The sequence below is a fragment of the Streptococcus mitis genome, from assembly GCF_946190155.1.
GTDB lineage: Bacteria > Bacillota > Bacilli > Lactobacillales > Streptococcaceae > Streptococcus > Streptococcus mitis_CL.
Map to the genome: position 1 here is coordinate 98,374 of NZ_CAMHZL010000004.1, position 23,789 is coordinate 122,162.

Consider the following 23,789-nt stretch of genomic DNA (forward strand, 5'->3'; position numbering starts at 1 on the left):
TGAGAATAGATAGAGGAATCCTTTCTAACTTCTTCTGATTTTATAGAAAATTGGAGGAACCTGTTATGACAAACACACGTCGACTTTCGACCATTGCGATTTTATCAGCCATCTCATTTGTGCTGATGTACTTTGACTTTCCGCTTTTACCAGCGGCGTCCTTCCTCAAGATCGAATTTAGTATCTTGCCAGTCCTTGTGGGCTTGGTGGTCATGGATTTGCCTGCTGCTCTAGGAGTTCTCTTGCTTCGCTCACTCTTGAAATTGCTTCTTAACAGCCAGGGAGTGAATACTTACATTGGTTTGCCAATGAATATCGTAGCTTTGGGAGTTTTTGTCATCGTATTTGCTTTGATTTGGAAAAAGGAACGGACAACCCTTCGTTTCCTACTAGGCTCTCTAGCTGGGACTATTGGTTTAACCGTGGCTATGTTGGTTCTCAACTATGTTTACGCTGTTCCTTTGTACGCTAAGTTTGCTAACTTTGATATTGGAAAAATTTTGGGACTTTCCAACTACCTAATGACTATGGTGTTGCCTTTTAATTTGATTGAGGGTGTAATCTTTTCCGTTTCATTCTGGTTGTTGTACGTTCTCTTGAAACCAACCTTAAAACACTATGAAAGATAAACAAACATTTTTAATGAAGGGCAGTTTTGCCCTTTTACTTTTCGTTATTCTTGGCTACATGGTCAAATTTTATCCTGAAACGCTGGTCGGTTTTGACCAACCGATACAGACTGCCGTTCGAGGAGACTTGCCAGATTACTTGACTATTCTTTTTAGGGCCATCACACGCTTGATTGATATTCCAGTGATTATCACCTGGGTTGTCATTACAGCTTTTGTCTTTTATCGTAAGCGATGGAAGATAGAAAGTTTCTTCATGCTGGGAAATCTGGCTTTGGCAGGTCTTTTAATCGTGACCTTTAAAAATGTCTATCAGCGCCCACGACCAGCTATTTTACACTTGGTTGAGGAGAAGGGATTTTCCTTCCCAAGTGGCCATTCTCTAGCTGTAACCTTGATGGTCGGTTCTCTGATTGTCATTCTCAGTCAACGGATTAAAAATCCAGTCTGGAGAAAAATCGTACAAATCGTCCTTGGTCTCTACCTAGTCAGTGTGCTGGTATCAAGGGTCTATCTGGGAGTTCACTATCCATCAGACGTCCTAGCCAGTCTCTGTGTGGGCTTGGGAGTCTTGTTTATCGAATTTCCTTTCTATGACAAGCTCCGTTTCCAATGGCGATTTAAAGGCAAGCAGAAGTGAGATAGGTCTTGCAAGAATGGTAAAAATCTGATAAACTATGTAGTAATTGAATAGAAATCTGCAAGACTAGTAGCCTAAGGGAAGTATATCAGGGAGGAGAGCCGTGACTGCAAGCTCTCTATATGAAAGCTGGGTGAATTCACTTGTGCATGGATTTAGAAATGAAGGTCTGACTTGTCAGATAAAAACGGATGGTACCGCGTGTCAACGCTCCGAGTGGAGTTTTTGGCATGTGGTTTTCTTTTTATCTACGAGAGACTGATGGAGGAATTATGTCAACTATTGAAGAACAATTAAAAGCGCTTCGTGAAGAAACGCTGGCTAGCTTGAAGCAGATTACTGCTGAAAATAAAAAAGAGATGCAAGATTTGCGTGTTTCTGTCCTTGGGAAAAAGGGTTCACTTACTGAAATCCTCAAAGGGATGAAAGATGTCTCTGCTGAGATGCGTCCGATTATCGGGAAACACGTCAATGAAGCTCGTGATGTCTTGACAGCAGCCTTTGAAGAAACAGCTAAACTATTGGAAGAAAAGAAAGTCGCAGCTCAACTGGCTAGCGAGAGTATCGATGTGACACTTCCAGGTCGCCCTGTTGCGACGGGTCACCGCCACGTTTTGACACAAACCAGTGAAGAAATCGAAGATATTTTCATTGGTATGGGTTACCAAGTCGTGGATGGTTTTGAAGTGGAGCAAGACTACTATAACTTTGAACGTATGAACCTTCCAAAAGACCACCCAGCTCGTGATATGCAGGACACTTTCTATATCACAGAAGAGATCTTACTCCGTACTCACACGTCTCCAGTTCAAGCGCGTGCAATGGATGCTCATGATTTCTCTAAAGGCCCTTTGAAAATGATCTCACCAGGGCGTGTGTTCCGTCGTGACACAGACGATGCGACCCACAGTCACCAGTTCCACCAAATTGAAGGCTTGGTTGTTGGGAAAAATATCTCTATGGCTGATCTTCAAGGAACCCTTCAGTTGATTGTGCAAAAAATGTTCGGTGAAGAGCGTCAAATTCGTTTGCGCCCATCTTACTTCCCATTCACAGAGCCATCTGTTGAGGTGGATGTTTCTTGCTTCAAGTGTGGTGGAGAAGGCTGTAACGTATGTAAGAAAACAGGTTGGATCGAAATTATGGGTGCCGGTATGGTTCACCCACGTGTCCTTGAAATGAGTGGTATCGATGCGACTGTTTACTCTGGATTTGCCTTTGGTCTTGGACAAGAGCGTGTAGCTATGCTCCGTTATGGAATCAACGATATCCGTGGATTCTACCAAGGAGATGTCCGCTTCTCAGAACAGTTTAAATAAGATTGAAACCTGAAACACAGTCCTAGTCAGCTACTCTTGACGAGAAATGGTGAGGACTGACTCGAAGAAAAAGAAAGGAATTGAAAAGGTCTTACTTGGTGGGACCTTACAATCAGAATTATGCTTGTATCTTATAAATGGTTAAAAGAATTGGTGGACATTGATGTGCCATCACAAGAGTTGGCTGAAAAAATGTCAACCACAGGGATCGAGGTAGAAGGTGTGGAATCACCGGCTGCCGGTCTCTCAAAAATTGTCGTCGGTGAGGTCTTGTCTTGCGAAGACGTGCCAGAAACTCACCTTCATGTTTGTCAGGTTAACGTTGGCGAAGAAGAAGCCCGTCAAATCGTTTGTGGTGCTCCGAATGTGCGTGCTGGTATCAAGGTCATGGTGGCTCTTCCAGGAGCTCGTATCGCTGACAACTACAAAATCAAAAAAGGAAAAATCCGTGGCTTGGAGTCACTTGGGATGATCTGTTCACTGGGCGAATTAGGAATTTCTGACTCAGTTGTGCCTAAGGAATTCGCAGATGGTATCCAAATCTTGCCAGAAAATGCCGTTCCAGGTGAGGAAGTCTTCTCATATCTAGACTTGGATGATGAAATCATCGAACTTTCTATCACACCAAACCGTGCGGACGCTCTTTCTATGCGTGGAGTAGCTCACGAAGTTGCAGCCATCTATGACAAGGCGGTCAACTTTAAAGAATTTACTCTTTCAGAAACTGACCCAGCTGCAGCAGATGCTCTTTCTGTGGGCATTGAGACAGACAAGGCGCCTTACTATGCAGCTCGTATCTTGGACAATGTGACTATCGCACCAAGTCCACAATGGTTGCAAAACCTTCTCATGAATGAAGGAATCCGTCCAATCAATAACGTAGTGGACGTGACCAACTACATCCTTCTCTACTTTGGTCAACCAATGCACGCCTTTGACTTGGATACCTTTGAAGGGAGTGATATCCGTGTACGTGAAGCGCGTGCTGGTGAAAAATTAGTGACCTTGGACGGTGAAGAACGTGACTTGGACGTGAATGACCTAGTCATCACTGTCGCAGACAAGCCAGTAGCCCTTGCAGGTGTTATGGGTGGTCAAGCAACAGAAATTTCTGAAAAATCTAGTCGTGTTGTCCTTGAAGCAGCTGTTTTCAATGGAAAATCTATCCGTAAGACTAGCGGTCGCCTCAACCTTCGTTCAGAATCGTCTTCTCGCTTTGAAAAAGGGATTAATGTGGCAACAGTTAACGAAGCACTTGATGCGGCAGCTAGCATGATTGCAGAACTTGCAGGTGCGACGGTGCGTAAAGGCATCGTTTCAGCGGGTGAACTTGATACCTCTGATGTGGAAGTTTCTTCAACTCTTGCTGATGTTAACCGTGTCCTCGGAACTGAGCTTTCATACGCTGATGTAGAAGACGTCTTCCGTCGTCTTGGCTTTGGTCTTTCTGGCAATGCAGACAGCTTTACAGTCAGCGTCCCACGTCGTCGCTGGGATATCACTATCGAGGCAGACCTCTTTGAAGAAATCGCTCGTATCTATGGCTATGACCGCTTGCCAACTAGTCTTCCAAAAGATGATGGAACAGCTGGTGAATTGACTGCGACACAAAAACTCCGCCGTCAAGTTCGTACCATTGCTGAAGGGGCAGGTTTGACAGAAATCATCACCTACGCTCTGACAACGCCTGAAAAAGCAGTTGAGTTTACGGCTCAACCAAGTAACCTTACTGAACTCATGTGGCCAATGACAGTGGACCGTTCTGTCCTCCGTCAAAATATGATCTCAGGTATTCTTGATACTGTTGCCTACAACGTGGCTCGTAAGAACAAAAACTTGGCCCTTTACGAGATCGGAAAAGTCTTTGAACAAACAGGCAATCCAAAAGAAGAACTTCCAAATGAGATTAATAGCTTTGCCTTTGCCTTGACAGGCTTGGTTGCTGAAAAAGATTTCCAAACAGCAGCAGTTCCAGTTGATTTCTTCTATGCTAAAGGAATCCTTGAGGCCCTCTTTGCTCGTTTGGGCCTCCAAGTAACCTATACGGCAACATCTGAAATCGCTAGCCTCCACCCAGGACGTACAGCTATGATTTTACTCGGTGACCAAGTTCTTGGTTTCCTTGGCCAAGTGCATCCAGTCACTGCTAAGGCTTACGATATTCCAGAAACGTATGTAGCTGAGCTCAACCTTTCAGCAATCGAAGTGGTCCTTCAACCTGCTACTCCATTTGTGGAAATCACCAAATTCCCAGCAGTTAGCCGTGACGTTGCCCTTCTCCTTAAGGCAGAAGTGACTCACCAAGAAGTTGTGGACGCTATCCAAGCTGCCGGCGTGAAACGTTTGACAGATATCAAACTCTTTGACGTCTTCTCAGGTGAAAAATTGGGACTTGGTATGAAGTCAATGGCCTATAGCTTGACCTTCCAAAATCCAGAAGACAGCTTAACGGACGAAGAAGTCGCACGCTACATGGAAAAAATCCAAGCGTCTCTTGAAGAAAAAGTCAATGCAGAAATGCGTTAACTTATCAATCCATCCTTCGGGGTGGATTTTTGCTTTTCAAATAACAATTCAGGATCAAAAATAGACAGTTGAGGAACAGAGAAGATAAATTGGAGTTTACCAGTGTATAATGTATTCATAACTCAAAGTACCCTAAGATTTTTTACTAAAATGAGGATGATAAAATGGACAAAAATCATTGTAAAGGCTATCAAAAAGGAGTATAATGAGTGCAAGACATTTCGGAGGTGAAAGATGCTAGAAGTAAGAAGTCTAGAGAAAAGTTTTGGACCCAAGCAAGTTTTGTTTGGTATTGACTTTCAAGCGCGACCAGGTCGTATTTTGGGATTAGTCGGGAAAAACGGTGCTGGGAAAACAACGATTTTCCACAGTATTTTGAAGTTTTTAGAATATCAAGGAGAAATTAGTCTGGATGGTCAGGATATTCGTCAGGAGACCTACGCTCGGATTGGCTATCTACCTGAAGAACGCAGTCTCATGCCTAAATTGACAGTCCTTGAACAAGTTCGTTATTTGGCGACTCTAAAGGGCATGGATGCTAAGGAAATCAAGGAAAAACTCCCTCAATGGATGAAGAGGTTGGAAGTGAAAGGGAAGCTGACAGATAAAATCAAGAGTCTGTCAAAAGGAAATCAACAGAAGATTCAGCTCATCATTACTCTGATTCATGAACCAGACTTGATTATCTTGGATGAGCCTTTCAGTGGATTGGACCCAGTCAATACAGAATTGCTCAAGCAAGTCATTTTTCAAGAAAAAGAACGTGGGGCAACCATTATCTTTTCTGATCATGTCATGACCAATGTCGAGGAACTTTGTGATGATATTTTGATGATTCGAGATGGTCGTGTGGTCTTGCATGGACCAGTTCAGGATGTCCGCAACCAATACGGGAAAACGCGTCTCTTTGTTTCAAGTGAACGAAGCAAGGAAGAATTGGAAAAACTTCCTCATGTCAAACAGGTGAGCTTGACCAAGCAAGGCAGTTGGAAATTGATCTTAGAGGATGAGAGTGCTGGAAGGGAACTTTTCCCAATCTTGACTCAAGGGCAATATATCGCAACCTTTGACCAGCAAGCGCCAACAATCGATGAAATCTTTAAACTAGAATCAGGGGTGGAAGTATGAGAAATATGTGGGTTGTAATCAAGGAAACCTATCTTCGACATGTCAAATCGTGGAGTTTCTTCTTTATGGTGATTTCGCCGTTCCTCTTTTTAGCCTTATCTGTAGGAATTGGTTATCTCCAAGGGTCTTCTATGGCCAAGAATAGTAAGATAGCAGTAGTAACAACTGTGCCATCTGTGGAAGATGGGCTCAAGGGTAGCAATGGTCTCAATTTTGATTATCAGGATGAAGCCAGTGCCCAAGCTGCTATCAAAGATGAGAAAATCAAGGGATACCTAACCATTGACCAAGAGGACAGTGTCCTCAAGGCCGTCTATCATGGTGAAACTTCTCTTGAAACAGGCATCAAGCTAGCAGTAACCAATAAGCTCAACGAACTGCAATACCAACTCAATCGTTCGGCAGCCAATTTGTCACAAGAACAGGAAAAACGCTTGGAACAAACAGTTAACTTTACGGAGAAAATTGATGAATCCAAGGAAAATAAAAAAATGATTCAAACCTTTGCGGCCGCAGGGCTTGGTTTCTTCCTTTATATGATTTTGATTACCTATGCTAGTGTCACTGCTCAGGAAGTGGCTAGCGAGAAAGGAACCAAAATTATGGAGGTGGTCTTCTCTAGTATCCGAGCTAGTCATTATTTCTACGCTCGCATGCTAGCTCTGCTTCTTGTGATTTTGACCCATATTGGCATTTACGTCGTGGGTGGACTTGCTGCCATTCTTCTCTTTAAAGACCTACCAATCTTGGCACAATCTGGTATTTTAAACCATATAGGAGAGGCTTTCTCGCTCAACACCTTATTGTTTGTCTTGGTTAGCCTCTTTATGTACGTTGTTTTAGCAGCCTTCCTAGGTTCTATGGTTTCTCGTCCTGAGGACTCAGGAAAAGCCTTGTCGCCTTTGATGATTTTGATTATAGGTGGTTTTTTTGGAGTGACAGCTCTAGGTGCAGCTGGTGACAATCTCATCTTGAAGATTGGTTCATATATTCCCTTTATTTCGACTTTCTTCATGCCGTTTAGAGCTATTAATGGTTATGCAAATGGATTAGAAGCTTGGATTTCGCTTGCTATTACGATTGCTTTTGCAGTAACGGCAACAGTCTTTATCGGACGTATGTATGCTAGTCTCGTTCTGCAAACAGATGATTTAGGTCCTTGGAAAACCTTTAAACGTGCCTTATCTTATAAATAGAAGAGCCTCGCGAAAGCGAGGTTTTTTAGAGATAAAAAGAGTGGAATTCAGAAAAATATTTTTCATATCTATTGACTTTTAGGGGTGAAATTTGGTATTATAGTAGGCGGTATTGTTTACCCCATTTGAAAGGCCCCGGAACCTTCCAAATACTTTTCGATGGGAAGGAACACCCATCACCGTAAACAAAAATCGAACTATATATAGGAGAAATCATGAACAAAACAACATTTATGGCTAAACCAGGCCAAGTTGAACGTAAATGGTACGTAGTTGACGCAACTGATGTGCCACTTGGACGTCTTTCTGCAGTAGTTGCTAGCGTACTTCGCGGAAAAAACAAACCAACATTTACACCACACACTGATACAGGTGACTTTGTGATTGTTATCAATGCTGAAAAAGTTAAATTGACTGGTAAAAAAGCAACTGATAAAATCTACTACACTCACTCAAACCACCCAGGTGGATTGAAACAAATCTCTGCAGGTGAACTTCGTTCTAAAAATGCAGTACGTTTGATCGAGAAATCAGTTAAAGGTATGCTTCCACACAATACTCTTGGACGCGCTCAAGGTATGAAGTTGAAAGTATTTGTTGGAGCTGAGCACACTCACGCTGCACAACAACCAGAAGTTCTTGACATTTCAGGACTTATCTAAGGAAAGGAACAATAAAGTATGTCACAAGCACAATATGCAGGTACTGGACGTCGTAAAAACGCTGTTGCACGCGTTCGCCTTGTTCCAGGAACTGGTAAAATCACTGTTAACAAAAAAGATGTTGAAGAGTACATCCCACACGCTGACCTTCGTCTTGTAATCAACCAACCATTCGCAGTTACTTCAACTGCAGGTTCATACGACGTTTTCGTTAACGTTGTAGGTGGTGGATACGCTGGTCAATCAGGAGCTATCCGTCACGGTATCGCTCGTGCCCTTCTTCAAGTAGACCCAGACTTCCGCGATTCATTGAAACGCGCAGGACTTCTTACACGTGACTCACGTAAAGTTGAACGTAAGAAACCAGGTCTTAAGAAAGCTCGTAAAGCATCACAATTCTCAAAACGTTAATCAATACGATTATATCAACGTTTCAAAGCACTCAAGAGTTTACCTCATGGGTGCTTTTTTCGTGTTTTTTTAAAAAGTTTACATCAAAGTTCACCTTATTTTTACCTTATTGTTTTAGAGACTTTAAAGCAAATTCACCAACTGCTATAGGAACTACATTCGAAGTATTGACATAAATCTGAGTTGTACTTGTATCGCTATGTGTCGATGCTTTATAGATTCCATAGTTTAATCCAGTTTTAGCTATTTTATTTTCTCCTTTATTTTGTTATTTTTTGAGTACTAGCTTCTCAGCAAAAACGTTGAGTGCAGGTGCGGCAGAATTTCCATTCAGTGAAGTATCCGATAAGAAAATAGGATTAACTGCTTCAACAAGAGCATCTTCTGGAAAGACTGTTGTAGAAGCCGGTGTAATAACGTGGAAGGCACCATGAGTTTCACTATTTAAAATATGTCTTTGGTACTTTCCTTCCTTACCAAAGACATAACGTGGTGCATTTCCTAATTTTTCATAGTAAGCTAGGCCAATAAATTCTGGTTTCATTTTTAAAGTTTCTGGTATCATATGTTGTTTCCTTTCTGAGTGTAAAATAAAAAGAGTTAAGCTAGTTGCTTCACTCTTGAGTAGTAATGAGTAAAAAGTTTTCGTTTGAACATTCTGGTATAAAATTGTACTTCACCTTGAGCAAAGCCAGTAAGCAGTGATTGGTTGGCAAGTTTATCTAAAGTCTTTTGGGCTTGATGATAGAGTTGTCCCTGGAGTTGTTCGGATGTAGAAAACATATCATAGGTGAATATGTAATTATTGTAGAGTCGTTCACATTGTTGTGCGAAAAAAGCTAGACATAGTGTTCTCCTTTATTGTAAAAGTAAAAAGCTACTAAGAAAATGGACTTAGTAGCTAGAGTAAATCTATCTAGTAAATTAGATAGACAGCAGTAAAGAAAAGTTATTTGGTTGAAGGATCCCTCCTTCACGGTGGCAACGTTTAGCAAGGTGCTTTGCATGAATTACCATCGTTTTCCCAGCTAACCTCAATAGGTAGTCACTATCATGCCCATTGGGTTCTCTTACGCCCTTTGGCGAAGCCAGTTCACTTTACTATTCGGAAAAGTGCGAAAGTCCGAAATGCGTGGAAGTCCACAAAAATGTTTTTAATCTTCACTTCAACCATCAAGCAGACTTGACTTTTCTTTCCAAAACATTTACAATAAAGGCACGAAGTTTAGTGTAGTTTTGGCAATCAGTCCTCTGGTTGTCAGACGCACTTTTTATTTAATTATCAATGATCGTGGTTTAGCCTTGAAGATAAGATTATTATTTTCAACTGCTATACAACCATTAGTTGTAAATACCAACGATTTTCTGCAAAATTTTAAAATAATTTTTTGAGGTTACATATGGAATTTGCAGAACGCTTGAAGACACTAAGGAAACAAGTAAAACTAACACAAGGTCATATAGCTGAAAAACTAAATATTTCCCAACAGGCATATGCTTCATGGGAACGTGGAGTAAAAAAACCAACACAAGAAAATCTTGTTAAGATTGCACAAGTTTTAAATGTGTCCGTTGATTACCTAGTTGGAAATTCAGAAGAAAAATCAGATGAACTAGATAATATTGAGTTACTTTTTCGTATGAACTCAAAAGGTTTAACTGATGAAGAGAAGAAAGTCTTTCAAAAAGAGTTGATTGAATTTATGGAAGAACGGAAGAAGGCATTTGAATATAGAGAAAAATCGGAAATAAATAGGAGTGAGTATATATGTTTCAAATGATTTCAGTTTTATTTTCATTGATTTTACTTTTTGCATATTTTAAATTCAAGGAGAAAGCAAAAAGAAAGTATGCAGGCTCTATAGTTTTCCAAATAATTGATAGAGAGTATAGTAATTGGTATAAGCGAGAACGGAATGGGATAGTTATCAATAAAAAAACAACCTCTATGTTTGAGGTTGATAAAGTAGTTTTTGGTTTAAAAGAAAAATTTGAAGTTCAAGGCATTTCAAAAGAACAACTTAAGGACTATTTAGATTTCTTATATAATAATGAACCTAAAAAGATTGGTATTTATAGCATTATATTAGCTGTCTTTGGATATTTAGGTTCAACTAAATTCTTAAAAGTTTTACTACCCGATCTAAGTAATATCAAGGATGTTCCAACAGTTTTTAATAATGTTGCTGACACATTTAATAAATATAGGGACTTTGCGTTAATTGTTTTATATCTTTTACTTTTTATAGCTATTATAGTGCTGTTATCTTATATTTCTTATAAAATAGCGACAATTGATAACATGTATATTGATACCCAAAAGATATATGTATTAAAGAGAGCAGAAAAAATATGGGATTTTGAAAAAGATTATAGTGTATATACAAACACAGATGCAAGAGATAAATTCAAAGATAGAAATAATTTAATCTTCCCAGAACTGGAGGATAGTAAATCAAAATTCGAGAAAGATTTTAATCGTGCTATTGGAGATACTTTTAATAGAAATGACGATTTCTTTAAAAACTTACCAGGGATAAATATGATTAAGTGGAAGAGTGTAAAAGAATGGTTCCTGGGTATGTTAATACCTGTAATTTTTATAATAATTATTTTTATAATGAGTTATTTGATGGTGTTTTATAAGGATGAATTTCCGACTATATTAATTTTTGCAATGTACATTATAACACTTTATATAGTATATCTGTTTATGCTTATATATATGACTCAAATAGATAGGCAAAATAAACTGATTGTTACGGAACAACCAAATATGGTCACTCCGGAACAGGCTGAATCGGAGTCACAAAATGAAGTAAGACGTTTAGAATATTCAGATTCTGGTGAAGTAAAACTAAAGATTAAACGTAGACACTACATTAATAAACGTATATACTTCTCTCTTGCTACAACTGTACTTATTCATTATATTTTATATTCGATCTTTGTAAACGGCTCACTTAGCCCTTTGGGGTTAATTGATAATGTTGTTATCCTTTTTAAAATACCGTTACATATTTTACTTTTAAGTGTTCCAATCTTAATTAGCTTTATAGTTATATTTTTTTCTACATTCTTCCAAATTGGAAGTGACAATAATTAAGAGTAAAATTAATGGGTAATAGATAGCTTTTCATTTAGATATAAATAAAGTTCGTATCAGTCATTAAGGGATAAGTTGTATAATAAATATGAATACGATAAGAATATTAGATTTTATTACTCATCATTTTTAGAAGATTAACAATCTGATAAACAGATAGTTAAAGAAATTATTAATAGAAAATAATTTATGATAATAAAATACCGTCTCTGAATGATGAAGTTTTCAGACTGCTAAAGACAGCTTCTCTTCCATATGAATTAAAAGATAGATTGTTAAATCAATTCATCAATGCCAAAAATTCTCATGAGTTAATGAATATCTTGCATCATCAGGATAAGGAATTGAGAGGGCGTTTGTTGGAAATGATATTTACTAGCGAAAACTAATTGAGACATTTCGTACACAATTTCTATTATTTAATTACTAATTATTTATTTTTTAATGTGTAACAGTTTTACATCTCTATGCTTATTGGCTTGTATTTTAGTAATTACAAGTTTGGCATAGGGATTTTTTTGTTTACTGAAGAGGAAAGGATGAGATAAGTAAGTTTCAAGTTTTGAAATATTTTTTAAACTAAACAAGAGCAAGTTTTTAAAGGTGATTTTTCAAAGTAACTCTCGCTTGCCTGACCGAAGTGGAAGTTAGTCTGAAACGGATTTTTATGGTGGAATTAAGTATGAGACGTATGATTTTTCAGAAAATTTTCTAAAACAAACAGGATTTGTTTGAAAATTCTGTAAAATGAATTATTATATCGTTAAAGGAGAATATATATGGAAAAACAGAAAACATTTTTTGGACATCCTATGGGTTTGTCCACCCTCTTCTTTACAGAGATGTGGGAACGCTTTTCTTACTATGGGATGCGAGCTATCCTACTTTACTATATGTACTATAGTGTGCAAGATGGTGGGTTGGGGATGGATAAGACCACGGCTGCATCGGTTATGGCAATTTATGGCTCGCTAGTATTTTTGTCCTCGGTTGTCGGTGGTTTTGTCAGTGACCGTATTTTAGGAAGCCGTAAGACTGTCTTTTACGGTGGGATTTTGATTATGCTAGGGCATATTGCTTTGGCAACACCTTTTGGACAAGTGGCTCTCTATATTTCTATTGCCTTGATTATCTTTGGAACTGGATTTTTAAAACCCAATATCTCAGATATGGTGGGGGGAATTTATGAAAAAGAGGATGATAGACGGGATGCAGGTTTTAGTATCTTTGTCTTTGGTATTAACTTAGGTGCCTTCGTTGCCCCTTATTTAGTAGGTTATCTAGGCCAGGAAGTCAATTTCCATCTAGGTTTCTCATTAGCTGCCATTGGGATGTTCTTTGGTCTGGTGAAGTATGTTTTAGATGGGAAGAAATATCTGCCTGAATCAAGTCTTTACCCCACTGATCCACTTTCACAGAAGGACCAGCAGATCTTGATTAAACGCTTGCTGATTACACTTGTCATGGTTATTCTTGTGGTTATAGGTTTAGTCTTTACTCACCAGTTTAACGTGGATATGATTGTTAATATCTTTACAGTGATTGCGGTAATCATTCCAATCTACTATTTCTTCAAAATTTTATCTAGTCAGAAAATAACTGCTACTGAGAGATCCCGAGTATTTGCCTACATTCCTTTATTTATCGCTGGAGTACTCTTCTGGTCTATTGAGGAGCAGGGGTCTGTTGTTCTCGCTCTATTTGCGGATGATCAAACTCGACTTTACTTTAATGTATTTGGAAATCAAATTCATTTCCCATCTAGCTTTTTCCAAAGTATCAATCCACTTTTCATTATGATTTATGTGCCGATTTTTGCATGGTTGTGGGGGAAAATGGGTAAAAAGCAACCGTCCTCTTCTAAGAAATTTGCTTACGGTTTATTAGCAGCAGGTTTATCCTTCTTGTGGATGATGTTACCAGGGATGATGTTACCAGGGATGCTCTTTGGGACAGATGTTAAGGTCAGTCCTTTCTGGTTGATTATGAGTTGGGCTATTGTGATTGTGGGGGAAATGTTGATTTCGCCTATTGGTCTATCAGTCACTACTAAGCTAGCACCAAAATCTTTCCAAGCACAAATGATGTCTATCTGGTTCTTGAGTAATGCAGCTGCCCAAGCTATCAATGCTCAAATTGTAAAATTTTATACAAGCGAAACTGAAGTGGCTTACTATGGAATTGTTGGAGGAATTACGATTGTATTCGGTATTATCTTACTCTTCTACGTTCCACGTATTGAAAAACTAATGTCTGGTATCAAATAGAGAAAAACTGGAATTTCTGTAGGAATTTTAAAAGTTAGATCAATTATTTATTTAAAGGATTTAGTTCTGTATTGTACAGGGCTAAGTCCTTTTAGTTTGATGAAAACTCATGATGTTTATGATATTCCTAGTAGACAATCGTCCCCTTTTTTTATATAATAAAATTAAACCATATTGGTTGAGTTTTGAAAGTATGGATTCAAGCATCGATTAGTCTTTCTAAGGGAGATAATGTCCATTAAAGCATCATAATAGGAGGTGAAGTATGTATCAGCCAGAAAAATTAAAGGCTCGGAGGAAAGAGTTAAAACTGACACAGAAGGAAATTGCAGAGCAACTTGGGATTAGTTTCCAGGCTTACTCGGCTTGGGAACGTGGAGTCAAGGAACCGTCCAAGGAGAAGGTAGCTCAGCTAGAGAATATTTTAAAAGTACCAAAAGGATATTTTACTCAGATCGAGATTGTCCGTCTCTACCATAGCCTCTCCAAGCAAGGGCAGGAGAAGGTTGTTCTCTATGCTCGCAACCTATCTCAAGAGGAGCAAGCCCAGAAAGTGACAGCTATGCCAGAGCGCCTCTACGAGTACCGTGTTTATGAACGCATGTCAGCAGGGATTGGGGCTTCGGTCTACGATGATCAGAATTTTGATACGGTTTACTTTAATGAGGAGTTGGCTCATGACTTTGCGTCATGGGTGTCTGGGGACTCCATGGAACCTAAATACCAAAATGGTTCAGTGGCTCTGATTCGAGAGACAGGATTTGACTATGATGGGGCGGTTTATGCCGTGGTTTGTAACAATCAGACCTATATCAAGCGGGTTTATCGTGAGGAAGATGGCTTGCGTCTGGTCTCTATCAATCCTAAATACAAAGATATTTTCATCTCCTATGAGGAAGATCCTCGGATTGTGGGGATTATCGTTGGGAACTTTGTGCCGATGGAGGGCTAGTCAATGGGCTACTTTGATTATTCCAGAGAGCCCAAAAGTGACATTGCCTTTGTCGATATGAAATCCTTTTATGCCAGTGTTGAGTGCGTGAAACGGGGCTTACATCCGCTGAAAACCTCGCTTTGTGTCATGAGTCGCGCGGATAATTCAACTGGTCTTATCCTAGCCTCCTCTCCCCTGTTTAAGAAGATTTTTGGCAAGTCAAATGTTGGTCGAGCCTATGATTTGCCTTTTGATATCAAAACGCGAAAATTTTCCTATTACAATGCTCGAAAGCAAGGGCTACCGACTGACTCGGACTATGTTCGCTACATCGAAGATTGGGCTCAAGTTACCTTGATTGTCCCTCCTCGAATGGACGAGTACATCGCAGTCAATATGGAAATCCAGCGAATCTTTCAAAACTATGGCAGTCCAGATGATATTTATCCCTACTCTATCGATGAGGGCTTTATTGATCTGACTAGTTCGCTCAACTATTTCATCCCAGATAAGAGTCTCTCTCGCAAAGACAAGCTGGATCTGCTTTCTGCCCGTATTCAGAGGGATATTTGGAGGCAGACAGGGATCTACTCTACAGTAGGTATGTCAAATGCCAATCCTTTACTGGCCAAGTTGGCTCTGGATAATGAGGCTAAGCACACTCCGACCATGAGGGCCAACTGGTCTTACCAGGATGTGGAAGAGAAGGTCTGGTCCATTCCCAAGATGACCGACTTTTGGGGAATTGGCAGGCAGATGGAGAAACGCTTGCATGCTCTGGGGATTTTTTCCATCAAGGAATTGGCAACCAGCGATCCCGACCAGCTAAAGAAAGCTCTGGGGCAGGCTGGTCCTCGTTTGTGGTTTCATGCTAACGGAATTGATGAGAGCAATGTTCATAAGCCTTATAAAGCCAAATCCAAGGGCCTGGGGAATTCTCAAATCTTGCCGAGAGACTACGTGAAGCTACGGGATATTGAAATTATTCTCCGAGAAATGGCGGAGCAGGTGGCTATTAGATTGAGAAGGTCTGGCAAGAAAACAACCCTTGTCTCTATCTATGTCGGTTTCTCTAAACAGGAGGTTAGGTCGTCTATTCACACACAAATGAAGATCGAACCGACCAATAATACAGCTGTCTTAACGGATTATGTTTTGAAGTTATTTCATAACAAATACACTTCTGGAGCAGTCAGAAGTGTCGGAGTAAACTATTCAGGCTTTGTAGACGAATCCTTTGGATTGATTTCCCTCTTTGATGATGTTGACAAGTTAGAAAAAGAAGAAAGGCTCCAGACGGTCATTGACTCCATTCGGGAACAATTTGGTTTCACTTCCCTTTTAAGAGCAAATGCACTGGAAGAAGCCTCTAGGAGTCTTGCCAGAAGCAAGCTGATTGGGGGACATTCTGCTGGAGGATTAGATGGATTACAATGATTGATCGTTCTTATTTACCTTTTCAATCCGCGCGAGATTATCAAGATCCAGGTATGCAGAAGTGGATGGGATTTTACCTTTCAGAACACACCAGTTCGCTCAGTGAAGAAAAAAGCCGTGTTGATTTTTCGACGGATTTGACTCCAGATGAGAAGTTGCACTTGCTTTCTCAGCTTTATGTTGGCCAACTTAGGGGAAGTTTTGTGCTAAAGGAAAAGAAGCAGAAAACCACTATCATCGGTGTGGTGAGAGAGTTATCGCCTCAGACTCTATCTATTAGGACAAGCGAGGGATATAGGTTGATAGAGGTTGCAGATATCCTCGAAATTCGGCTGTGGGAGGAGGGAGTTTATGACTAGAAAAGAGCTGTATGAAAACAAACTGCAGATGGATTACTTTTCAGATAACTATATTCATTTTGAAGAGGATTTTCAAAAATACTCTGCCATGAACGTACCCTTGACTTTCTTGATTGATGACATCCTACGAACCATGGCGATGAATCAGAAAAACTACTTTGTTTTAAACAAGGAAAATGCCAAGGATGGGCGGGAGCATCGTTTTTATTTTAGGGTGGTAACGGAAAAAGCGTGTCCTAGAAATAGGACCTATGTATATGCTGGGATTAAAAATAGTGGCCAGTAGATTTGGTAGGAGATGAACTCGTTTTTTGGTGTACCCCATTGCAGCTATCTGAAGAGGACTTGAAGAAGCTTATTATGGTCTTTCTGATGAAATCGGACAAGAAGCCCTATCTTTTTTAGATAATCGTTTACTTGAAATTGTTGTTGAATTTGAAAATACTTATCCCAAATAATCATTCTGTTTTATATATACTAAGATATCCATAGAAATTTATGGATATCTTTTGATTTATATATAGAAAAAGAGAAGACCGGCTGGTCTTCTCTTTGGGGGAACTAGAATCATTGAAAAGAATTAAGTAAAGATTTTAATTAGTCTTTGAAATTCTTTTGGAAGATGAGTAGAGACAATACTGAAGTAATAGCAGCCAAGAATAAGAAGGCATTTGCTTCTTGCTCTCCAGTTTCTGGGAGTTGTTTTTCCTTGTCTTGTCTAACTGTAGTAGCAACAGGTGCTTTTTCATCTTTTCTTGGTGAATCTTCTGTTACAACTGCAGGAGCTGGTTTTTCAGTGTCTCTAGGTAGAACATACTCAGGGAGAGTCACAACCGGTGGTGCCTCTGTTCCTACAGAACTTTGTTTCGTTCCAACCTCGATTACTTGATCTAAAGCTGGAGTTGATTTGGTTTGGACTACCTTGCGATTGCTACCATCTACTTCGACATACTCAACTAGCAAACCGTCTTTACCTTCTGCTAGAACTTTCTCTTTTCCTTTATCTAAGTTTGGATTTTCGTGACGGATAGTCTTGAATGGTATCACCTTTTTGACAATATCCAAGCTTGGAAGTTTAAAGACAAGGTCCTTAACTCCCTCTTCAGGACTTGAAGAAGTAATTGGTTTTTCAGGCTCTTTTGGTAGAAGATACTCAGGAAGAGTTACAACTGGTGGTGTCTCTGTTCCTACAGAACTTTGTTTAGTCCCAACTTCAATCACTCGGTCTAGAGTTGGAGTTGATTCAGTTTGAACTACCTTACGATTGCTACCGTCTACTTCGACGTACTCAACTAGCAGGCCGTCTTTCCCTTCTGCTAGAACTTGTTCTTTCCCTTTGTCTAATTGTGGATTTTCGCGACGGATAGTCTTGAATGGTACTGCCTTCTTAACAATATCCAAACTTGGGAGTTGGAAGGTAAGCTCTTTAACTCCTTCTTCAGGACTTGAAGAAGTAATTGGTTTTTCAGGTTGTTTCGGTTCAACCGGTTGTTCTGGTTGGCTAGGTTGCAATTGCTTGATTTGTTCAAGAGCGTTATTGAGAGCTTTATTGACGTCTTCTTGAGTCTTAGCCTCTTGGATAGCTGCGATTGCTTTATCAGTAATTTCAACTAATTTCTTCTTAGTATCGTTGTTGGCACCAAGCTCAGCCACTTTTTTCTCGATAGCTTCAGTCAAGCTAGCCATAGCCTTATCATAATTGATTTCCGGCTGTTCCGGTTGTTTTGGTTCAACCGGTTGTTCTGGTTGGCTAGGTTGCAATTGCTTGATTTGTTCAAGAGCATTATTGAGAGCTTTATTGACGTCTTCTTGAGTCTTAGCTTCTTGGATAGCTGCGATTGCTTTATCAGTAATTTCAACTAATTTTTTCTTAGCATCGTTGTTAGTACCAAGTTCAGCTACTTTTTTCTCGATAGCTTCAGTCAGGCTAGCCATAGCCTTATCATAATTGATTTCAGGCTGTTCAGGTTGTTTTGGTTCAACTGGTTGTTCTGGTTGGCTAGGTTGCAATTGCTTGATTTGTTCAAGAGCGTTATTGAGGGCTTTGTTGACGTCTTCTTGAGTCTTAGCCTCTTGAATAGCTGCGATTGCTTTGTCAGTAATTTCAACTAATTTCTTCTTAGCATCGTTGTTGGCACCAAGCTCAGCCACTTTTTTCTCGATAGCTTCAGTCAGGCTAGCCATAGCCTTATCGTAATTGATTTCAGGCTGTTCAGGTTGTTTTGGTTCAACTGGTTGTTCTGGACTTGTTTCGTCTCCAGGTTTTTGGTAATTTTCGTCTTTGCTAAGAATATCTTGCAAAGCAGTGACTGTTGACATCACATCTTGTACATTTACAGTATCAGAACTTAATTGTGCAGTGAGTTTATCAAGATTAGACTTGAACGCTTGGCGTGCAGTTGCTGTATTTTTCAAACCACTTGGATCAAAGTTAGATAAGTCGTCTTTCCATTTAGAGAGAGATTGAAGGATTTGTGTTTTGCTGTAGAGTTCACTTCCTTCACCACGAGTGATGAATTGATCCACCTGGATACCGATGTTTCGAGACAAATCGTTTCGATCAGGATCTAGTTGAAGGGTGACTGCGTGCAAGTTTTCATCAAGACCTTTTAGGCTAACCAGAGTTTGATTGCCTTGACGTTGAGCAGCGTGACCGCTAAAGTATTTCTTGCCCTCAATAGTCGACGCATTTCCCATGCCGTCTTGGTAAGGAACTTCTTTGCCATCTAGGAAGACTTTGTAGATACCATGATTTGGATCAACATAGCCCTTGATATCAAGTCCAGTACCGTAGAAGTAGGCTGTGACAGTTGTCTTTTTCTTTTGTTCATCAGTTAAGCGACCAAAGGAAGCCCAAGACTCCGTTTTTTGGTACTTGTCTGCTGAATTGGTTTCATGGTGCCAGCCAGGACTGTAATCCAACTGACTAGCTTGGTCATCATAACTTGTTTGATCCTTGATCAGCAATTCAGCTTTCATCACTTGGATGGTTGCATCGGTAGCAAAACCGAGTAAAGCACCATCAGAAACAGAAGTGAGCTTGGCTTTGAAGTCAAAGATAGAGTCGGCTTGTTCTGTAAAGTCAATCGTTGGGATGGTAACAGTCTTTTCTGTTTCTCCATCTTCAAAAGTCACATCTTGAGTTGTATCTTGGTAAACTTTACCGTGAACCCCAGTTCCAGGTTCTGTGATGAAGCGAACAGTAGCAGTACCCTTGCTTCCACCAACACGTTTAATTTTAACAGTGACTGGTTTTCCTTTTTCGACTTCGTAAGAAGTTGCTTCAAGCTCAAACATACCCTTGCTGTTATTGTTTAGAGTGTAGATTCCTTCTGTAGCAATTGGTTCACCTGTTTTATTAACAAGGGTAATGGTATGCTGGCCAGGTGCTAAATCGTCTGTTTCATATACTTTTTGGCTGCGTTTACGGCTAGTGTTCTTAGTTTGCACATCCGCAACTTTTTGGCCATCAACGTAGACGGACATTTCTCCATGACCTGGGTCAACTGTAGAGACGACATAAGCCTTGGTTCCTGTGAAAGTATAGCTTACTTTGGCATCTTTTTGATTGGTCCACATAGAAGTGCCACGAACACCTTCAGATTCATTGTACCAAGTTGTACCGGCTGTATCCGCTGTTGCATTTGAGTGGTATTCAAGTCCAAGAGGGTAGCCGTCTGTCTTTTCGATACTACTTGGTGTCTTGTAGACTGAGAAGTTGGTTAAGATTGGAGTTGCTTGAGCTCCGGTGATGGTTACACGGATTTTTTGTGCCTCTACAGGCTTGCCTTGAATCAAGCGACGGTAACCAACAGTTGAACCTTCTCCGTAAGTTACCCAGCGACCGTTGATTTCGACTTCAATCTTGAAACCAGAGATACGTTGACCTTTAGCGATGTCTTCCTTGAGTTCGACAACGTCAAAGCGTCTCTTTTGTCCCAAATCGACTGTGAAGCTACCTGTTGTGGCATCATTTGAGAGCGCCCAGCTGGTATCGTCTTTGCCGTCTGTCAGGTGACTTTCTTTATAGAGGTGGTTCTGACGAGTAGAACTTGCTGTTACAGTCGCTCCTTTGGCAAAGTCAGTCGCATACATTTGATCTAGAGTCGCTTTGAATTCCTTCAAGCGAGCCACATCAGCATCTGCGAATTTTCCTTCTTTGTTTGGTGGAATGTTGAGAAGAAGTGGCGTTCCACGACCAACAGACTTGAAGTAGATATCCATCAATTCTTTTAGGGATTTTGGCTGCTGGTTATCGTGGTAGAACCAACCAGAACGAATGGAAACATCTGCTTCTCCTACAGAGTACATATCTCCGTCAGGGTCACCGTGGTTAAGGTATTCGTTCTTAACATTTTCGGTGATGTTGGCTTTCTTGACCTTATGCCATACAGGGTCACCAGCGATACCACGCTCATTTCCAATCCAACGGATACTTGTTGGTTGTGCAGAGAAGATAGCGATATCTCCTTCAGCTTCCTTAATATATTTGAACCATTCGTCAAAGGTGTAGGTTACTTTCTGGGCACCGCTACCGCGTGCTCCATCCATCCAAACTTCGATAAATTTACCCTTATTACCGTATTTTGGATTACCAAGGATTTCTTTTAGTTGATTGAGGTAGTATTCGTTGTATTCTTTTTGAGTAGCTACCTTGTATTTAGGACTATTAACATCCCATGGAGATAGATAAACCCCCATATTCATATCGTATTTAGTAGCTGATTTTGAAACTTCTTCTAAAAGGTCTCCCTTACCATCTTTCCATGGACTTGCAGCTACGGTATGATTTGTATATTTAGATGGGTAAATAACGAAGCCATCGTGGTGTTTCACTACCATAATGGTGCGTTTAAAGCCAGTTTCCTTTAGAGTACGGATCCATTGATCTGTATCTAAGTTAGTTGGATTGAAGTTTTTAGGGTCTTCATTTCCATGTCCCCACTCAGAATTAGTATAAGTATTCATACCATAGTGGATAAAGGCAGCTAATTCTTCCTTGTGATAATCAAGTTGAGCCTTGCTTGGAAGGGGACCGTGATTTCCAATTTCTGTTTCTTTATCTTCTGGATGAGCAGCAGGTAAAACAGTTGAAGTCGGATTAGAGCTATCAGAGATTTTTTCGTATTCAAAGACGACATCATTCATACCCTTGTGCTGGATGCTGGCTTCTAAGCGTGGAGTGATTGCGCGGTAGCCTGCGATTTCTTTTGCTTCAAAAGTGTTTACAAAGGAAACATCGTATTCTTTTCCGTCATTATTATCAGTAACAACATCTGCTAATTCTTGCTCTGAGCCTTTCAAACGATAATGAATGGCAAATGAACCTTTATTCACTTTATAAACCACCTTGATGACCCGTGTTCCTGGAGCTGTTTTGCTGACGACGTTGTAGGTCCACTCATCTTTGAGTTGTTTGTTGATTTCGACGCCATCAATAGAGACAATCTGGTACTTCTCTTGATTTTTTGTATAGAAGTCAGTCTTAGCGATTTCTTTTTTGAAGTCATAATCAAAAGCTGTTCCAACTTCAGTTTTTTCAACAAAAATATCATCAGTTTTGATTGGATTACCAGTTTCATCTACGTGTTGAACAACTACACGTCCGTAATCGATTCCTTTAATGAGTGTCGCAACACCATTTTCATCGAAAGAATATTGATTTTCGCCAATAACAGCAGTTTTATTTCTGAACATTTCTCCTTCAGGAGTAAAGTAATATCGTTTCCCATTATCACCTTGGTACCAACCTTTGACACCATATTTAGCGATAATATCTTTTACCCATTTTACTTGCTCGGGTGAGAGGACGATTCCGCCACCGAAGCGGTCTTTGTCAGGGATGCCGTTTTCAATTGTGCCGTGTTGGTGAACACCGACTACTTTACCATCACCGTTGATAATACCAGCACCTGAAAGGCCTGAAACAGAAGTCATATGATAGGTGATGCCTTTTGAGCCTTTATCATCATAATTATCAACAGATTTCACGACACCATCAGCCTTGTAAAGTTGACCAGCTACAATTGGTTTTTTGAGCTCAGGTGAGCTTGAATCAGTTGGATATCCAATCGTGCTAACAGGGTCCCCAGGTTGATAGGTTTTATTTTCTGCCAAGGGAACAAAGGTAGCAGCTTTATTTGGACTAGCGATTTGAAGAGGAACAGGTGCTACAACAGCAGCCAAGTCATTTTGATATCCTTTTCCAAATTCTTTCTTGTTCCAAAAATGAATATCTTCTTCTTTGAATAGAGTAGTATTACCCGTTACAGGTTGAGAATTGCGAACAGCAGAATTAGAACCGAGGTTATAGTAAAACTTAGCAGAATCTCCGCCTCGAATATGTCCTTCTTTTGTATCACGGTTTGATTCTAAAAAGTTGTGGGCAACAGTCAAGATGACATTTGGTGCCACAAAAATACCAGAACCAGACACGATATAGCGTTGGGAACCACCATTGTAAATAGTGTAAATCATACTAGCAGCAGTAGCAGGTTGTCCTTCATAAGGGACGTGCTTCAAATCTAGACCACCGTTGATAATTGCACGATTACCATTTTCAGCTTCTTTTGGAAGTTCTTCCTTGTTTTTTAGAATGCTTTCTGTCTCAACTTTAGGACTATCCTTCTTGTCTACGATTGCTGAAGTATCTATGTTTTTCACGGGTGCATCAGGATAAGCTTGATCGTGGATTTCTTCAGGAAGCAAGTCAGTAGTTTTAGTTTCTGCTACAGATTTTTCTTCTACTGGTTTAACAGTTTTTTCTGATTTCTCTGCTTTCTCTGACTCTTGAGGTGTAGAAATTACAGGACTTTCATTTTTGACTTCTGGTTTGGTTTTTTCAGTTTCGGCCAATTTTTCTACATTTGGTTGAGAGCTTGTAGCTTCAATTTTTGCTTCGTCAGCTAGTGCTGTTCCAGATGCAAAAAAAGCGAGTCCGACCATAACCGAAGCAACTCCAACGGTTAATTTTCTGATGCTAAAAGTTTGCTCTTTTTCAAAAAGGTATCGATTCATAATGTACTCCTAGTTTGAATCAAGACAGTCAGCTACTGTCTGAGCCCAAGTATGACTTGGAAACGATTTTCTTTAGCGATAGTTAGATTTTGTGCAATAGTTTGAGACTAATCCCCTCCTGTTTAAGCGCTTTCATTTTAGAATAAAAAAATTAAAAT

At 39.9% G+C, this 23,789-nt stretch carries 17 protein-coding genes and 2 pseudogenes; 16 read left to right on the top strand and 3 right to left on the bottom strand.

Annotation, left to right across the window (positions count from 1 at the left end; genetic code table 11):
• Positions 1-65 precede the first annotated feature (65 nt).
• The 8 genes from N8O80_RS04875 to rpsI all read left to right on the top strand — a co-directional run bounded on the left by N8O80_RS04875 (position 66) and on the right by rpsI (position 8,511).
• Entirely contained in the window at positions 66-629 is a 564-nt protein-coding gene (locus N8O80_RS04875) for an ECF transporter S component (RefSeq protein ID WP_000185834.1), read from the top strand.
• Positions 619-1,269 (top strand): phosphatase PAP2 family protein, encoded by a 651-nt coding sequence (locus tag N8O80_RS04880; RefSeq protein ID WP_261027074.1) that lies wholly within the window; start codon positions 619-621, stop codon positions 1,267-1,269. Before N8O80_RS04875 ends, N8O80_RS04880 begins: the two co-directional genes overlap by 11 nt.
• 272 nt (positions 1,270-1,541) lie before the next feature.
• Positions 1,542-2,588 carry a phenylalanine--tRNA ligase subunit alpha gene (gene pheS, locus N8O80_RS04885; protein WP_031237702.1) on the top strand — a complete coding sequence of 349 codons (1,047 nt, stop codon included), beginning with the start codon at positions 1,542-1,544 and terminating at the stop codon, positions 2,586-2,588.
• 120 nt (positions 2,589-2,708) lie between these two features.
• Positions 2,709-5,114, top strand: a complete 2,406-nt coding sequence (gene pheT / locus N8O80_RS04890) for a phenylalanine--tRNA ligase subunit beta (RefSeq protein ID WP_261027075.1) — start codon at positions 2,709-2,711, stop codon at positions 5,112-5,114.
• A 234-nt stretch (positions 5,115-5,348) separates the two neighbouring features.
• A complete protein-coding gene (locus N8O80_RS04895) occupies positions 5,349-6,242 on the top strand; it encodes an ABC transporter ATP-binding protein (RefSeq protein WP_000895279.1) in 894 nt (297 codons plus the stop codon).
• On the top strand, positions 6,239-7,438 hold the full coding sequence (locus tag N8O80_RS04900) for an ABC transporter permease (protein ID WP_049500837.1): 1,200 nt from the start codon (positions 6,239-6,241) through the stop codon (positions 7,436-7,438). The genes N8O80_RS04895 and N8O80_RS04900 overlap by 4 nt, the downstream gene beginning before the upstream one ends.
• A 215-nt stretch (positions 7,439-7,653) precedes the next feature.
• On the top strand, positions 7,654-8,100 hold the full coding sequence (rplM, locus tag N8O80_RS04905; protein ID WP_001044624.1) for a 50S ribosomal protein L13: 447 nt from the start codon (positions 7,654-7,656) through the stop codon (positions 8,098-8,100).
• 18 nt (positions 8,101-8,118) lie between these two features.
• Positions 8,119-8,511 carry a 30S ribosomal protein S9 gene (rpsI, locus tag N8O80_RS04910; protein WP_000075964.1) on the top strand — a complete coding sequence of 131 codons (393 nt, stop codon included), beginning with the start codon at positions 8,119-8,121 and terminating at the stop codon, positions 8,509-8,511.
• Positions 8,512-8,617: 106 nt separating this feature from the next.
• Here the strand turns inward: rpsI and N8O80_RS09810 are convergent.
• Positions 8,618-8,731 (bottom strand): annotated as a pseudogene (locus tag N8O80_RS09810) (site-specific integrase); the annotation flags it as partial.
• A gap of 48 nt (positions 8,732-8,779) precedes the next feature.
• Positions 8,780-9,076: a hypothetical protein gene (locus N8O80_RS04915; protein WP_004269886.1), complete on the bottom strand. Its 297-nt coding sequence runs from the start codon at positions 9,074-9,076 to the stop codon at positions 8,780-8,782.
• Positions 9,077-9,911: 835 nt separating this feature from the next.
• Here N8O80_RS04915 and N8O80_RS04920 point away from each other — a divergent pair.
• From N8O80_RS04920 to N8O80_RS04955, 8 genes and pseudogenes are all read left to right on the top strand, one after another.
• Positions 9,912-10,292 (top strand): helix-turn-helix domain-containing protein, encoded by a 381-nt coding sequence (locus N8O80_RS04920; protein ID WP_004269888.1) that lies wholly within the window; start codon positions 9,912-9,914, stop codon positions 10,290-10,292.
• Positions 10,280-11,617, top strand: coding sequence for a hypothetical protein (locus N8O80_RS04925; RefSeq protein ID WP_218493836.1), 1,338 nt, complete (start codon positions 10,280-10,282; stop codon positions 11,615-11,617). Before N8O80_RS04920 ends, N8O80_RS04925 begins: the two co-directional genes overlap by 13 nt.
• Before the next feature lie 191 nt (positions 11,618-11,808).
• A pseudogene (locus tag N8O80_RS04930) lies at positions 11,809-12,006 on the top strand (TIM-barrel domain-containing protein); the annotation flags it as partial.
• Between the two features lie 390 nt (positions 12,007-12,396).
• Complete coding sequence (locus tag N8O80_RS04935) at positions 12,397-13,884, top strand: peptide MFS transporter (protein ID WP_261027078.1); 1,488 nt, start codon at positions 12,397-12,399, stop codon at positions 13,882-13,884.
• Between the two features lie 265 nt (positions 13,885-14,149).
• Positions 14,150-14,836 (top strand): XRE family transcriptional regulator, encoded by a 687-nt coding sequence (locus N8O80_RS04940; protein ID WP_125458144.1) that lies wholly within the window; start codon positions 14,150-14,152, stop codon positions 14,834-14,836.
• A 3-nt stretch (positions 14,837-14,839) separates the two neighbouring features.
• Positions 14,840-16,255, top strand: a complete 1,416-nt coding sequence (locus N8O80_RS04945) for a Y-family DNA polymerase (RefSeq protein ID WP_261027079.1) — start codon at positions 14,840-14,842, stop codon at positions 16,253-16,255.
• Positions 16,252-16,614, top strand: coding sequence for a hypothetical protein (locus N8O80_RS04950; RefSeq protein ID WP_049486633.1), 363 nt, complete (start codon positions 16,252-16,254; stop codon positions 16,612-16,614). The genes N8O80_RS04945 and N8O80_RS04950 overlap by 4 nt, the downstream gene beginning before the upstream one ends.
• Complete coding sequence (locus N8O80_RS04955) at positions 16,607-16,900, top strand: DUF5960 family protein (RefSeq protein ID WP_061864524.1); 294 nt, start codon at positions 16,607-16,609, stop codon at positions 16,898-16,900. The genes N8O80_RS04950 and N8O80_RS04955 overlap by 8 nt, the downstream gene beginning before the upstream one ends.
• Before the next feature lie 311 nt (positions 16,901-17,211).
• Here the strand turns inward: N8O80_RS04955 and N8O80_RS04960 are convergent, their stop codons facing one another.
• Complete coding sequence (locus N8O80_RS04960) at positions 17,212-23,631, bottom strand: alpha-L-fucosidase (RefSeq protein ID WP_261027083.1); 6,420 nt, start codon at positions 23,629-23,631, stop codon at positions 17,212-17,214.
• Between the last annotated feature and the right edge of the window lie 158 nt (positions 23,632-23,789).

What these genes read in the sequence shown, in the direction of transcription:
- N8O80_RS04875 (WP_000185834.1), top strand. Translation starts at nt 66, where the DNA reads ATGACAAACACACGTCGACTTTCGACCATTGCGATTTTATCAGCCATC.
- N8O80_RS04880 (WP_261027074.1), top strand. Translation starts at nt 619, where the DNA reads ATGAAAGATAAACAAACATTTTTAATGAAGGGCAGTTTTGCCCTTTTA.
- pheS (WP_031237702.1), top strand. Translation starts at nt 1,542, where the DNA reads ATGTCAACTATTGAAGAACAATTAAAAGCGCTTCGTGAAGAAACGCTG.
- pheT (WP_261027075.1), top strand. Translation starts at nt 2,709, where the DNA reads ATGCTTGTATCTTATAAATGGTTAAAAGAATTGGTGGACATTGATGTG.
- N8O80_RS04895 (WP_000895279.1), top strand. Translation starts at nt 5,349, where the DNA reads ATGCTAGAAGTAAGAAGTCTAGAGAAAAGTTTTGGACCCAAGCAAGTT.
- N8O80_RS04900 (WP_049500837.1), top strand. Translation starts at nt 6,239, where the DNA reads ATGAGAAATATGTGGGTTGTAATCAAGGAAACCTATCTTCGACATGTC.
- rplM (WP_001044624.1), top strand. Translation starts at nt 7,654, where the DNA reads ATGAACAAAACAACATTTATGGCTAAACCAGGCCAAGTTGAACGTAAA.
- rpsI (WP_000075964.1), top strand. Translation starts at nt 8,119, where the DNA reads ATGTCACAAGCACAATATGCAGGTACTGGACGTCGTAAAAACGCTGTT.
- N8O80_RS04915 (WP_004269886.1), bottom strand. Translation starts at nt 9,076, where the DNA reads ATGATACCAGAAACTTTAAAAATGAAACCAGAATTTATTGGCCTAGCT.
- N8O80_RS04920 (WP_004269888.1), top strand. Translation starts at nt 9,912, where the DNA reads ATGGAATTTGCAGAACGCTTGAAGACACTAAGGAAACAAGTAAAACTA.
- N8O80_RS04925 (WP_218493836.1), top strand. Translation starts at nt 10,280, where the DNA reads ATGTTTCAAATGATTTCAGTTTTATTTTCATTGATTTTACTTTTTGCA.
- N8O80_RS04935 (WP_261027078.1), top strand. Translation starts at nt 12,397, where the DNA reads ATGGAAAAACAGAAAACATTTTTTGGACATCCTATGGGTTTGTCCACC.
- N8O80_RS04940 (WP_125458144.1), top strand. Translation starts at nt 14,150, where the DNA reads ATGTATCAGCCAGAAAAATTAAAGGCTCGGAGGAAAGAGTTAAAACTG.
- N8O80_RS04945 (WP_261027079.1), top strand. Translation starts at nt 14,840, where the DNA reads ATGGGCTACTTTGATTATTCCAGAGAGCCCAAAAGTGACATTGCCTTT.
- N8O80_RS04950 (WP_049486633.1), top strand. Translation starts at nt 16,252, where the DNA reads ATGATTGATCGTTCTTATTTACCTTTTCAATCCGCGCGAGATTATCAA.
- N8O80_RS04955 (WP_061864524.1), top strand. Translation starts at nt 16,607, where the DNA reads ATGACTAGAAAAGAGCTGTATGAAAACAAACTGCAGATGGATTACTTT.
- N8O80_RS04960 (WP_261027083.1), bottom strand. Translation starts at nt 23,631, where the DNA reads ATGAATCGATACCTTTTTGAAAAAGAGCAAACTTTTAGCATCAGAAAA.